Origin of the sequence: Sphingomonas sp. (assembly GCF_036731925.1) — a bacterium.
Taxonomy (GTDB): domain Bacteria; phylum Pseudomonadota; class Alphaproteobacteria; order Sphingomonadales; family Sphingomonadaceae; genus Sphingomonas.
In genome coordinates, this window is the sequence record NZ_DAINDJ010000001.1 from 188574 (window position 1) to 202223 (window position 13650).

The 13650-nt window shown below is 63.3% G+C and carries 5 protein-coding genes and 1 pseudogene; all 6 read left to right on the forward strand.

Translation table 11 applies throughout. The annotated features are described in order from the left end of the window. The first annotated feature begins 249 nt into the window (after window positions 1-249). Window positions 250-1232: pseudogene (locus V7E00_RS00880) on the forward strand (aldo/keto reductase). Between the two features lie 250 nt (window positions 1233-1482). Beyond that, window positions 1483-2460, forward strand: coding sequence for a glucokinase (locus tag V7E00_RS00885; RefSeq protein WP_333570876.1), 978 nt, complete (start codon window positions 1483-1485; stop codon window positions 2458-2460). A gap of 417 nt (window positions 2461-2877) precedes the next feature. Then, window positions 2878-5934, forward strand: coding sequence for a response regulator (locus V7E00_RS00890; RefSeq protein WP_373278329.1), 3057 nt, complete (start codon window positions 2878-2880; stop codon window positions 5932-5934). A 143-nt stretch (window positions 5935-6077) separates the two neighbouring features. Continuing rightward, window positions 6078-7037, forward strand: a complete 960-nt coding sequence (locus V7E00_RS00895) for a CsgG/HfaB family protein (protein WP_066727314.1) — start codon at window positions 6078-6080, stop codon at window positions 7035-7037. Between the two features lie 1915 nt (window positions 7038-8952). After that, on the forward strand, window positions 8953-10911 hold the full coding sequence (locus V7E00_RS00900) for an ATP-binding protein (protein ID WP_333570877.1): 1959 nt from the start codon (window positions 8953-8955) through the stop codon (window positions 10909-10911). A gap of 262 nt (window positions 10912-11173) precedes the next feature. Further along, window positions 11174-13582 carry a TonB-dependent receptor domain-containing protein gene (locus V7E00_RS00905; RefSeq protein WP_306305032.1) on the forward strand — a complete coding sequence of 803 codons (2409 nt, stop codon included), beginning with the start codon at window positions 11174-11176 and terminating at the stop codon, window positions 13580-13582. Window positions 13583-13650: the final 68 nt, after the last annotated feature.

The following is a 13650-nucleotide window of genomic DNA, read 5'->3' on the forward strand; positions in this document are numbered from 1 at the left end:
TCCTACAATCCTTGCTGAGCCGGCGGTTGGACGCGCCGGCGTCGAGGAGCAGCGTCGTCGTGGTACTTGGGAATCAGGAAACGTCGCGGGGTCTGTGGGCGCAGGAGCGTGCGCGTAACCCTGCGGCGGAGCGGTCGAGCGAAAGTTTTGCCCGGGCACGCAACCGATCGGCAGTTGACGCATTCCGCACTCGACCGACGCCTCGCGCCGTGTCGGTCGCGAAGTAACGGAGCTGAGCCGATGACGACTGTGGCCAAGCGCCAGCTGGGCAGCCAGGGCCTTCAAGTGGCCGCGCTCGGTCTCGGCTGCATGGGCATGTCCGAGTTCTACTCCGGCCGCGACGAGCGGGAATCGATCGCGGCGATCAATCGCGCGATCGACATGGGCGTCGACTTTCTTGACACGGCCGACATGTACGGATGCGGTGCGAACGAGGAGCTGGTTGGGCGCGTCGTGCGTGAGCGGCGCGAGTGGGTCGTCGTCGCCACCAAGTTCGGTAACGTGCGGGGCGAGGACGGCGGCTTCAGGGGCATCAATGGCCGCCCCGAATATGTGCGGGCAGCCTGCGACGCTAGTCTCCGGCGGCTCGGTCTCGACGTGATCGACCTCTACTATCAGCACCGCGTCGATCCCGCGGTGCCGATCGAGGAAACGGTGCGATGGCCGACCTGGTTGCGGCAGGCAAGGTGAAGTACCTTGGCCTATCCGAAGCGGCGCCCGAGACGGTACGCAGAGCGCATGCCGTACATCCGATCAGCGCTCTCCAGACCGAATACTCACTGTGGAGCCGGGATCCGGAAGATGAGATCCTGCCTACCGTTCGGGAGCTTGGGATCGGATTCGTGGCGTACAGCCCCATCGGCCGCGGTTTCCTTACCGGCCAGTTCAAGACGCAGGATGATCTGCCCCTGGACGATTACCGACGCAATTCGCCGCGCTTTCAGGGAGCGGCGTTCGAGAAGAACCTGCACTTGGTCTCAGATGTCGAGCGGATGGCCGCCGAGAAGAACTGTACGGCCGCGCAACTCGCGCTTGCGTGGGTGATCGCGCAAGGCCAGGACGTCGTGCCAATCCCCGGCACCAAACGCCGCAACTACCTTGAAGAGAATGTCGGTGCTCTCCAGGTGATGCTCTCCGACGAGGACATGCGTCGCATCGACGCAATACTGCCGCCAGGTGCGGCGAGGGGCGCGCGCTACCCGGAGGCAAGCATGGCTGCTCTCAACCGATAGGGACGAGCAGGCTCGCTCTCGCTAGGCTCCACAACAGGGCTGACGCAACGTGCAGGACATGTGGCGTGTCTGGTGTGACGGGCGAGGCTTCACCATCCACAACCGCCCGGCGCTTTGGATGACAAGAGCCGCACTTGCTCGAAGTTGTATTGGCGCGTCGGATATTCCCTGAGATTACAGGCAGCTGTGCCGCCCGTAGAAGCCGCGTGGCGGCAGCCTGGCAATGTGCGAGGGCCGCAGGGAGGGGCGGATGCCCGAGCAAGCGATCGTTGCAGACGTAGGCCGTACCGCACTGCGTATCGGAATCACGGACGATGCCTGCTCACTGGTGAGTGAAAGCGTTCGCACGCTCTCTCCTGAGGCCGAACCGACAGTGTCCGGCGCAATCAGCGGGCTTGCCAGGGAGCACGGATTGGTCGGCGGCGGCATTCCGCTGGCGATTGCCGTATCGGGAATGCCGCGCGGCGACATGATCTCCGTGACCAACGGACGATGGCGCATTTCGCGACCGGGTCTCACGGCCATGCTCCAGCGCGAGCCTCTTATTCTGAACGACTTCGCTGCGAACGCCTGGGCCATCAGCGATATGCGGGTTAGTTTCCTCGAGCCCCTCTCGGCGGGGCAGCTGGATCCGCAGCGACCGGGCACCTACTGCATCATCGGTATAGGCAGTGGTCTCGGTGTTGCGCTGATGTCGCGGGATGCCTCTGGCCGCGTGACCGTCGTGCCCACGGAAGCCGGTCACTGCGCATATCCTTCCGGCCTAACCGATGTCATGGCGGCTGCATCTGCGCTGCCGGCGAGGGCAGGCTTCACCTCAGCGGAGTCCATCCTCTCGGCCGGCGGCCTTCTGGCCGTGTACACAGCATGCGCGGCCTCTGCGGGGGCGAAGCCCTCCACGTCCGATCCGAAGGAGGTGATCCGGCGGGCTAACGGCGCCGTTGACGAGCATGCAGTCACCGCGCTCAAAACCTGGTGCTCGGCGCTATGGTATTACGCGGGCAACATGGCGCTGGCCTACGGGGCGCTGGATGGAGTGATCCTGACCGGTAGCGTGTCAGCCTCGCTGAAGAAGATGCTTGCGCGAGAGGAGCTGGCCAGGCACTTCGTCGTGCCCAGCCCGTATCAGAAGCAGCTGGCGATGGTGCCCAGGGCCTTGTCGACACTTCTGCACCCCGAACTTGCGGGAGCCGCGGTGGCGTTAAGGACCATGTTGACGACGCACTGACTGGGAGAACGAACCAAAGGTGTAGATGCTGATCACCGTCGCTGTTCAGGCGGTGAATGCCTGGCATGATGAGATCCACGCCTCGTCCGATCACCCGCGCACCCGGCAACGACAGGGAAGAAGCAAGTCACTCGTGCTTCTGTCGGCCGCGGATGTGGAGCGCGTGCGTTTTCAAAGGTCGCAGACATGCCGCAGAATCCGTTCTGTCACTGTTGTTTCGCTTATAAGCGCGGAGGCATCGATCCCCTGCCGCTCAGGCTTCCTGCCTTCACCGGAGCGACAAGGGTAGCCAGGCGCCGCCCACGATGGCGAGACCGGTCAAGTTGCCGATCGGCACGCCGCCCGGGCGTCATACATTACTGTGGCAATACGGATTTTCCCGCTTTATGCGCCCGCGTTCCAACCGGAGCTACGCCCTTGACCAATACGATTACCGGCCAGGAGCCCTACGGCGAGATCTTTGTCGGCGACGGCGAGATGGCGCGCCTCATGCGATCCCATGATTGGCGTGCGACTGCTCTTGGCGATCCCTCGACCTGGCCGGAGAGCCTGAAGGTCGCACTCCGCCTGCTGCTCACGTCGAGGTTCGAGATGTGGCTCGGGTGGGGCCCCGATATCAACTTCTTCTACAACGATGCCTATCGTCCCACGCTCGGGGTCAAGCATCCTAACTCGTTGGCAGTTCCCACTCGACTACTGTGGGCGGAAATATGGGACGACATCAAGGATCGTCTCGCCACGGTCTACGAGCGCGGCGAGGCAACCTGGGATCGCGCGCTGCTGCTTCTCCTCGAACGCAACGGCTATACTGAGGAGACATACCACACGTTCTCCTACAGTCCGCTGCTCGGCGACACGGGGGCTGTCGAAGGGGTGTTCTGCGCCGTGTCCGAAGAGACCGATCGAGTCATCAGCGAGCGGCGGCTTGCCTCTTTACGCGAGCTCGCTAGCGGACTGGCACGGGCGCAAGTTCGGACTGACGTACTGGAGGCCGTGCGGTCAGGGCTTTCCCGCAACCTGCACGACCTGCCCTTCAGCATCGTGTACCTGTTCGATGATGCAATGGTGCCTGCACTCGCTGCCGCAGTCGGCATAGCGGCCGATGACGCGCACTGCGAGCCTCGCGTCTGGCGGCTGGATCGCATCGCCGGCCTCGGCGAGATCCTCGTGGAAGATGCTCCGGCCGGGCTGCCGCAGGGGTCATGGAACAGGTCTCCATCCAAGGTCGCCATCGTTCCGCTACCTGGTCCAGCGGGAGAAGGAGCGCGTGGCGCCATGGTCGTGGGCCTCAACCCCTTCAGGCCGGTGGAAGAGCAGTACCTCAGCTTCCTTGATCTTCTGGCAGGGCAGATCGCAGCGGGGCTCGCGAGCGCTGAAGCAATGGAGCTTCGCACGCGCGAGCGAGACCGCGTTCGCGACCTCTTCCAGCAGGCTCCCAGCTTCATGTGCATACTTGCCGGCTCGGAGCTGCGGTTCGAGCTGGTCAACGATGCATACCTCCAGCTCGTCGGCCACCGCCATCTGATCGGCTTGCCCGTGCGCGAGGCGCTACCGGAGATCGACGGACAAGGCTTCTTCGAGCTGCTCGAGGGCGTGTTTTCCAGCGGTGAGCCCTTCGTCGGACGAAACATGCCAGTGACGATCCAGCGAGGCCATGGCGCTCCTCCTGAGAACCGCTTCGTTCATCTCGTCTATCAGCCGATCTTCGAGCCGAACGGGTCCGTCTACGGCATCTTCGTCGACGGCTATGACGTGACTCACCAAAAGCGAGCAGAGGATCAACTGCATCAGTTGAACGAAACCCTCGAGCAACGGGTCGCCGAGCGAACCCAGGAGCTTCGCGCGGCATTGGAGCGCCTGCATCACGAGGCAAGCGAGCGCGAAGTGGCCGAGCGGGCTTTGCGCCAGTCGCAGAAGCTAGAAGCGCTCGGCAAGCTCACCGGCGGCGTCGCGCACGACTTCAACAATCTCCTGCAGGTGGTCAGCGGAAACCTTCAGCTGCTCTCGCGAGACGTCGCGGGTAACGATCGCGCCGAAAAGCGGGTCGAGAATGCAATGGCCGGCGTGACCCGCGGAGCGAAGCTCGCTTCCCAGTTGCTTGCGTTCGGGCGCCGCCAGCCGCTTGAGCCCAAGGTAGTGAACCTGGGACGGCTGGTCCGGAACATGGACGACCTTCTCCGGCGTGCGATCGGCGAGGACATAGAGATCGAGACAGTGGTGTCCGGTGGCCTCTGGAACACCCTGATCGATCCAGGCCAGATCGAGAACGCGATCCTGAACCTGGCGATCAACGCCCGGGATGCGATGCCGGACGGCGGCCGCCTTACGATCGAGGCGAGCAATGCCTTCCTCGACGATGAGTACGCCAGGCAGCATGATGAGGTAAAGGCTGGCCAGTATGTCATGATCGCGGTGACCGACACCGGCTCGGGTATCCCGAAGGACATCCTGGAACAGGTGTTCGAACCATTCTTCAGCACGAAGCCGGAGGGCAAGGGCACGGGGCTCGGCCTCTCCATGGTGCACGGCCTTGTCAAGCAGAGCGGTGGACATCTGAAAGTCTATAGCGAAGTTGGCGAGGGCACCACGATCAAGCTCTACCTGCCTCGTGAAAGTCAGGAAGAAGATGTCCTCACCGATATCAGCGCAGCTCCAGTGCGAGGAGGATCCGAGACCGTGCTGGTCGTCGAAGACGACGATGGAGTGCGGGAGACTGCCGTCGCGCTTCTTTCGGAACTTGGATATCGGGTGTTGAAGGCTCGCGACGCAATGAGCGCGTTGAACGTGATCGAGAGCGGCATCCCCATCGACCTGCTGTTCACCGACGTAGTGATGCCCGGGCCACTTCGCAGCCCGGAACTGGCGCGCAAGGCCAAGGAACGGCTGCCGAAGGTCGGCGTCCTATTCACCTCCGGTTACACCGAGAACGCGATCGTGCATCATGGTCGCCTGGATCCGGGCGTAGAGCTGCTCTCCAAGCCCTACACGCGAGAAGCACTAGCCCGGAAGGTGCGCCACGTTCTTGGGAACCAGGCGCAGCGCAATGATCTGCACGTGTCCTCTGTGAAGCCTGCCCAAGCAGCTGTCAAAGCATGTGCCGAGCAGTCTCTGGCCCTTGGCTGCACCATCCTTCTCGTCGAAGATGACGACCTCATCCGATTGAACGCGGCGGAGGTGCTAGCGGATGCGGGCTTCTCGATTATCGAGGCATCGAGTGCAGAGAGCGCTGAGCAGCTACTGGAGTCGCGTACGATCGACATATTGCTCACTGACGTGGGCCTGCCGGGAAAGTCGGGAGTGGAGCTTGCAAGGAGCGCCGTAGCTCGGTTCCCTCAGCTGAGGGTGGTATTCGCCTGCGGCGACGACTCGCAGATCAGTCAAGCGGTCGGAGACGCTACGATATTGCTGAAGCCCTACAAGGCCGAGGAGATGTTGAGCGCTGCAATCGGGTCTTGGAACCGCGCGAAGCGGTAGAAGAGCGTCCGTCCGGGGCGCTGGCACCACGAAGGCTTCATCCAGTTATTCGCAGTGTTTCGAAGACGGTGTGTTCTCTCTTGCGTGGGCACTGCGTTGCGCTAGGTCCGGCGGACGAAATCGATCATTGACGGGGTAGAGAGATGAAGCAGTTCCTGGCCGCAACCGCAGCCGTTTTCTTGTGCGGCGTCTCGTCGCCTGCGCTGGCCCAGGGCAAGCCGACCAGGACGCAGCGCACGCAGGAACAGGCGATGCAGGACGTGCCCCATTGCGCGCGCAAGCTGGGCACGCTTTCGATCGTCGATGGCGACGATCCCCGTGGCTGGACGCAATACTCGCTGGCGCCACCGCAGAAGCTGCTGAAGGTGCTGGTGCAGCGTTCGGGCTGCTTCAATCTCGTCGACCGCGGCTCGGGCCTGCAGGCGGCGCAGCTGGAGCGCAACATCGGCGGCGATCTCGGCCACCAGCGCGGCGCCAACGTCGGCCAGGGCCAGATCAAGGCGGCGGACTATGTCCTTGTTGCGGAGGTGCAGGCGTCGAACCGCAACGCGGCGGGTAGCGGCGTGGCAGGTGCCGCTGGCGGCGTTCTCGGTGGACCGATCGGTGGTCTGCTGGGCGGCATCAAGTCGCGCAAGATGGAGGCGAACACGGTCCTCTCGCTCACCAACGTTCGCACGACCGAGACGATTTCGACGCAGGAGGGCTACGCCTCGAAGAACAGCGTAAGCTGGGGTGCCGGCGGTGGCCTCGGCTTCATCGGTGGCGGCCTAGGTGCCGTCGGTGGTGGCTATGACAATACGGATATCGGCCGGATCGTGACGCTAGCGTTCATCGACGCCTATTCGAAGATGGTCAACGAACTCGGCCTTGTGCGGCCGGGCGACGAGGGTACCGCCCAGGCGGCGCCGACCAAGACCTTCACCGCCCAGGCGCCAGTCGCGATGCGCAGCATGCCCGCCCCGACCGGCAAGGTAACCCGCACGGTGCCAGTCGGCGCGATCCTCTACCCGACAGGCAAGAAGGACGGCCTGTGGTGGGAAGTCGCCGACGAAAACGACAATGTCGGCTGGGTGCTGAACACCAAGCTTGCACCATCGAACTGATCAGCCGCGGGTTCCGGGTCGGCCACAGGACGCCCTCGGCGGTAGACCCGAGCCGCTCGAGGCAGCAGTATGCCGTTCCGTAGATCACCGACGCCCGGCTCGAAAGCATTGCAGTGGACTTTGGCTTTGGCTGCATGGGTGCCCCAGATTGGCACCCGAGCTCGCGTGCAACCCGCAACTGCTTTCAGCCGCGAGTGTCGCATGAATGAGTTTGGCTAACTGGTAAGTCTATGTCTCGCCGCCGTGGACGCTGCCATCTGGGATGCCTCCCGAGCGAAAGTCGAGCATAGACCTAGTCCATCCTGACCACGAGCTCGGTGCAGCCATTTAGGTTGAGTTCCCCCTCTCGCGCAACGTGGAGCAGCAAGGCAGGGGATGCTCTGGGCCAGAAGAGCCCGCCTCCGCAAGGGGGTGAACGGAGCGGGCTCTTCCTCGCCACGCTCGAAGCGGAAGCTTCGAGAGGTGCTTAGTCTGGACGCCTGAGCCTCCAGTCCGACGCGGACTAAATGGACCGTACTGCTCCAAGGCACAATTAAGTGGAAAGCCGGGTGCTCCGTGCATGCAAAGTTAAGCGACCGCGCGCAGGCAAGGCCACGGCCGTCAACGACTCGCTGCACGAAAGGGACGCGAGCTGTCGATCCTACGGTAGTTCAGGCTTTGCAGACCTGAAGTCTGGGCACTGATAAGTTCGTACGTGCTGGCCCAGGAGCCGGGCGATCGTACCTGAGGCAAGCTGTGTCACATGAACAGCGCATGCGGGCGTGCGATCAGAAAGCTGGACACGGCGCAAGGCAGCCACTAACGCACAGTAGCCGTCCCCCCCCCAACCGCAATAGGGGCCTGAATTCGGAATGAAGCTTTCCTTCCGCAGGGGGCGGCACCTAGATCTTACAGCCTAACGCATACTCCTTCTCGGTAGTTGAAGTGATCGCGCCGGTCTCTCGACGAGCGAGTGGTTGAAACAGAACCGCCGGCATCGCTCGACAGAGTACCCGGCCGCCGCGGTGCGCACCGGATGCTCGAGCCCTTGCCGAAAACTTCGTCTCACGCGCAGGGCGGGCCAGGTTTTATCTCCGAGCATCTGTGTTGGAGACGACCCGCCACCCCCCTCTCGGCCGCGTTCTCCTCAAACCTTCGAGCCCAGCAGCGTTCGTACTGCTGGGGGACGGCACCGGCAGGTTGATCACCGGCTTGCGGAGGGCTCCGATCGAATCGAACTGCTGCAACCGCTGCAGCGGTGATGCCGAGGACCATATGTATGGAGTTCAGCGCGGCGAAGCTGTTCGCGCACCGCGTCTAGCCTGGGTATCTTCATTTCGCAGCGGGCGCCCTGTGTGGCTTCCCGATGCCGCGCTTGCACTATGATGCAGTCTCGCTCGTCTGCCTCCGTAGTTCGTCGGAGTGACGGCAGGTTCGGCGACGTTCCTATAACTTGGAAGTGCACTTTCTGCGCTTCGGGGTACAATGCGAACACGCGCGATCATGCTTGGTGCGGCGATGCTGGTCGCAGCTCCTACCCGCGCGCAAGCGCCGCTTGCTGAGCAGCAGATCGCTCGAGCCATCAACCGAATGTTCGGCAGTCCCGAGGAGGCGCTTGGGGCTGCGCGTGTCGCCGAACGCGAGGCGGACAAAGATCCTGCAAGTGGCTTGCTCGCCACGAAGGCCCGCTGGCTCGAAGGGGAAGCCTTATCCCGCCTCGATCGAGATGCCGAAGCTGAACCGGTGGTCTCCCGGGCACTCGATGATGCGCGTAAGCGCTGGCCAAAGACGGTTCTGCACGCGGATCTGCTGATGACTTGGGGGGGGAATCCAACAAAATCGCAACCATGCTGCCGTAGCCCTCGAATCATTTCAGCAGGCGCACAATCTGTTCCGCAGCCTCCGCCAGCCGCGCAAGCAGGCCATAGCACTGGTGATGATAGCTAGCCTCTACAATCGCGCGCGCGATAGCGGATCGGCTCTCCGCTATTTCCAGGCTGCCCTGGATGCATATGCGGGCGATCGCAACCTGCGGATGTCGATCCTGAACAACCGCGGCAACGCGTTGCTGGACCTAGGCCGTCCTGCCCATGCGGCGCGAGAGTATCAGCAGGCGCTAGCCTTGGCTCAGGCCATGGGAGCGACTGGGCTACGAGTACCCATCCTCAACAACCTGGCCCGCGCGGCTTTGCACCAGAGCGCTCTGACCGCCGCACGGCGCTATAATGACGCGGCTTTCGCCGCGAGCGTCGGTCACGAAGCCGAATATGGCGGCAACCTCCATGCGCTTCGCGCCCAGATTGCTCTGCGGCGCGGCGCGGTGGAAGAAGCTGTCACCGAGATCGAGGCGGCCTTCGCGCTTATCGTCGACCCCAGCTCACCAGTTTGGCGCGAGGTGCACGAGGCGGCAGTAGACATCTATTCTCGTGCCGGGCGCCCAGCTGATGCGCTGACGCATCTCAAGACCCTCAAGCGCATCGACGACGAGGTGACCAAGGTCGCTACCGACACCAACACCGCCTTGCTTGCCGCGCGGTTCGATGCAACCAACCAGCAACTTCGTATCGAGAAATTGCGCACCAGCCAGGCCAACCAGCGTGCCCGGTTCGCCCGGGATCGCGCCTTGTTTCAGCTGCTGCTGGCTGGGGGCCTGCTTCTGATCGTTGCAGGGGGCGCCGCACTGCTTGCTTTCGCGCTGTTCCATATCCACCGCAGCCGCCGCGAAGTGCGCGAAGCGAACCGCGACCTTGCCACCACCAACGTTCAGCTCAGCAAGGCACTCGCCGCCAAGCGCGAGTTTCTCGCCACCACGAGCCATGAATTCCGCACCCCCCTGAACGGCATTCTAGGCATGAGCGAGATACTGCTCGCCGACGTTACGCTCGCGGGCGAGGCCCGGGCCAAGATCTCAGTGTTGCAGGATGCCGGACGAACGATGCAGGCACTGGTGGACGACGTGCTCGACATGGCTTCGTTGGACAGCAACGAAATCACTCTTGCGCAGGCGCCGTTCGACCTGCGCGCGTTGCTCGAGGATAGTGGCCGTCGATGGGGAGTGGTGGCGGAGCAGGGCGGCTTGGCCTTCACGCTGGACTGCTCCGAATGTCCAGGTATGCTGACTGGCGACGCTCGTCGCGTCCGTCAGATCGTCCACCATCTTCTCTCCAACGCCGTCAAATTCACCTCCGAGGGTGGAGTTACGCTCACCGCCCGCAGCGCAGAGAATGGGCGAGGCATCGAGATCCTCGTCGTCGACACCGGTATCGGCATCGCGGTGGCCGAGCAGGCGCTTGTCTTCAAAAAGTTCTATCAGGTCGACGGCGGCACCAGCCGTGCCTATGGCGGGATAGGCGTTGGACTGGCGCTCGCACGTGCCTTCGCCATTGCAATGGGCGGCAACCTAACGGTCGAAAGCTCGCCTGGCATGGGAGCCACCTTCCGTCTGCTTTTGCCCGGCGGCGAGCCCGACGCAGGGGCAGCGATCAAAACCGCATCATCACTCACCGAGCCGCAGCGGGTCTTGCTGGTCGAAGCCAACCCGCTCTCGCGAGGAGTGACGCTGCACGCGCTCCGCCAGGCTGGATTTGCGGTAGATGCCGTGGCTTCGATACGCGCGGCACATGCGCATCTGGCGACAGACGCTACCGATCTGATGCTCGTCAATGCGGATGCGGCACTAGCGGCGGATCTAGCCCCGCTCCTGGCCGCCGCGCGCAACTGTAACGTCGGCGCTACCGTTCTATTCGATCCTGACGATGCCTTTACCGCGCCCCCAGCAGAGGTCGTTGGCGTTCATCAGTTCCTTGCGAAACCCATCGCAATGAAGGCGCTCATCGAACGATTGCCGCTTCCTTTCAGCCGCGAGCCTGATCAAAGTATCGCGCTTGGCAAGTAAGCGCCACCATCGCTGGAACAGGCAAGGGCTTTCAATAAGTCAGATTGGGCCAATGAGCGAAGCCAAACGTCGTGATTATACCTACAGGCAGCATCGAACTATCTTAATGTTCGCCGCCTACATCCGGAGAGTGAAAATCTGAGAATTTGAGGTTATTATGGATCGTCGCTTTCGACTTGGTCTCGCCGCGTCGTGCAGCTTGTTCGCTCTGCCTGCACATGCGCAAAGCGGCGCGCCGATTTCAGGGTCGGATCGTAGCGATTTGGCTCCGTCCGCTGCGCCAGCTCCCAAGCAGGCTTTCACCACCGGCGTCGCCAAAGGCCGCGACCTGCTCGATTCGGCGATTTCGGCAAGCTCGATTGACGAAGACGAGATCCAGAAGATCGGCACCCGCTCGATCGCGGAAGTGCTGGGCAACATGCCCGGCATCCGCGCCGAGACCGCCGGAACCGACGGACTGACCGCAGTCACCATTCGCGGCCTGCCGATGGCGGCGGACGGCTCGAAATTCCTGCAGATCCAGGAAGACGGCCTGCCGGTCCTCGAGTTCGGCGACATCCACTTCGCCTCCACCACCGCCTTTCTGCGGACCGACCTTAGCCTGTCGCAGGTTCAGGCGATCCGCGGCGGCTCGGCATCCACCTTCGCATCGAATTCGCCGGGCGGCCTCGTCAACTTCATCTCGAAGACCGGCGAGGAGGACGGCGGCACGCTGCAGCTTTCCTCCGGCATCGACCATGAGCTGGGTCGCGCCGACTTCAACTATGGCGGCCATCTGAGCAAGACGGTGCGCTTCAACGTCGGCGGATTCTACCGCCAGGGCGAAGGCCCGCGCGCTACCGGTTACGATGCCTTCAAGGGCGGCCAGATCAAGATGAACGTCACCAAGACGTTCGATAACGGCTATATTCGCGTCTACGGCAAGTATCTCGACGACCGCGAGCCGAACTACGCGATGATGCCGGTGGCGGTGCGCGGCACCAATGCGGACCCCGTCTACAGCACGATCCCCGGCTTCGATCCGCGCAAGGACACGCTTGCCTCGCGCTACCGCTCGTCCGTGCTTGCGCTCGACGGCAACAACAATGTGACCAACGTCGATCTGCGCGAGGGCAATCACAGCAAGGTCGCCTCGATCGGACTGGAAGCCCAGTTTGATATCGCCGGTTGGACCTTCAGCGATCGCATGCGCTACGCGGGCATTTCGGGCAGCTACAACGAGAGCAGCTCGCTGGCGCTGCTGCCCGCCGCCGCCCTCGCCCCCACGTTCGCAGGCCCGGGTGCGACGCTGCGCTATGCAACCGGCCCGAACGCCGGCCAGGCCATTGCCAATCCGTCGACGCTAAACGGAAACGGCCTGCTGATGTATGGCCTCGAGCTGCATTCGGACCTCGAAAAGCTCGACAACTTCACCAACGACTTCCGGGGGAGCCGCGTCTGGAACGTGGGGAACGCCAAGCTGACCACCACCGCGGGCTTCTATGCCTCCTCCCAGGCGATGGTGCAGAACCTGCACTTCATCAACGATGTGTATGACATTGCCAGCGGCGGCAACTCCGCCTTCGTGGATGTGCTGACTGCCGGGGGCGTTCCGGTTACCCAGGGCGGCGTGCTCGCCTATGGCGTTCGCGGCACCGCCGCCTATCGTCGTCGCTACGACCTGCAATACCGCGTGTTCGCGCCCTATGGCTCGGTGAACTACCAGATCGGCGCCGTGTCGATCGGCGGCAGCCTGCGCTATGATTTCGGCAAGGTCAGCGGCACGCTCTATGGCGCCGATCTCGGCGGCGGCCGCGTCGGCACCGCGCCGGTCGACATGAACCGCGACGGCACCATCTCGCTGCCCGAGCGCAGCGTGGCGGTCCTGCCGCTGTCGCAGCCGGGCCAGGCCGATTACCGCTACAATTATGCGTCCTACTCGGTCGGCGTGAACTATCGCATTGCGGAGCCGCTGTCGGTATTCGCGCGCTACAGCCGCGGTGCCCGTGCAACCGCCGAACGCATCTATTTCTCGCCGGCGGTGAACCCCGCCTCGGGTGCGCTGACCGATCCGGCCATGGCTTATGGCCCAGTGAAGCAGGCTGAAGCTGGCGTGAAGTTCCGCAAGGACGGCGTGACGCTGTTCGCCACCGGCTTCTGGGCCTCGACCACCGACAAGAACCTGCAGATCGGCGCCGACGCCAGCGGTGGTACCGTGGTGCTGCAGATCGACCGCGACTACAGCGCCAAGGGCGTCGAGCTCGAAGGCCTGTTCGAGCATGGCCCGCTCAGCCTGCGGCTCGGTGCCACCTACACCAAGGCCAAGATTGATGCGGACAAGGCGGACAAGACGCTGGTCGGCAACACCCCGCGCCACCAGCCGGACCTGATCTTCCAGGCGACCCCGCAGTTTGAAGGGAAGCGCTTCACCATCGGTACCAACCTGATTGGCACCACCAGCAGCTTTGCGCAGGACGGCAACCTGCTGAAGCAGCCGGGCTACACCATCGTCAGCCCGTTCGTGCAGGTCCGCCTGGTGAAGGGCCTGCAGCTCGGCCTCAACGTCTACAACGTGTTCGACAAGCTCGCCTTCGTGTCCGTCAACTCCGCGGCGGTCCCGGCCTCCGGCGTCGCCACCGCACAGACGCTCACGGGCCGCACTATCACGGGTTCGGTTCGTTTCAGCTTCTGATTCGGACGCGCAACACAAGGAGGCGTGGGAACCACGTGGTTCCCACGCCTTTCTCGTCGATCAATACT

Excerpts from the sequence above, each read along its gene's own strand:
- V7E00_RS00885 (WP_333570876.1), top strand. The coding sequence starts at position 1,483 with ATGCCCGAGCAAGCGATCGTTGCAGACGTAGGCCGTACCGCACTGCGT.
- V7E00_RS00900 (WP_333570877.1), top strand. The coding sequence starts at position 8,953 with ATGATAGCTAGCCTCTACAATCGCGCGCGCGATAGCGGATCGGCTCTC.
- V7E00_RS00895 (WP_066727314.1), top strand. The coding sequence starts at position 6,078 with ATGAAGCAGTTCCTGGCCGCAACCGCAGCCGTTTTCTTGTGCGGCGTC.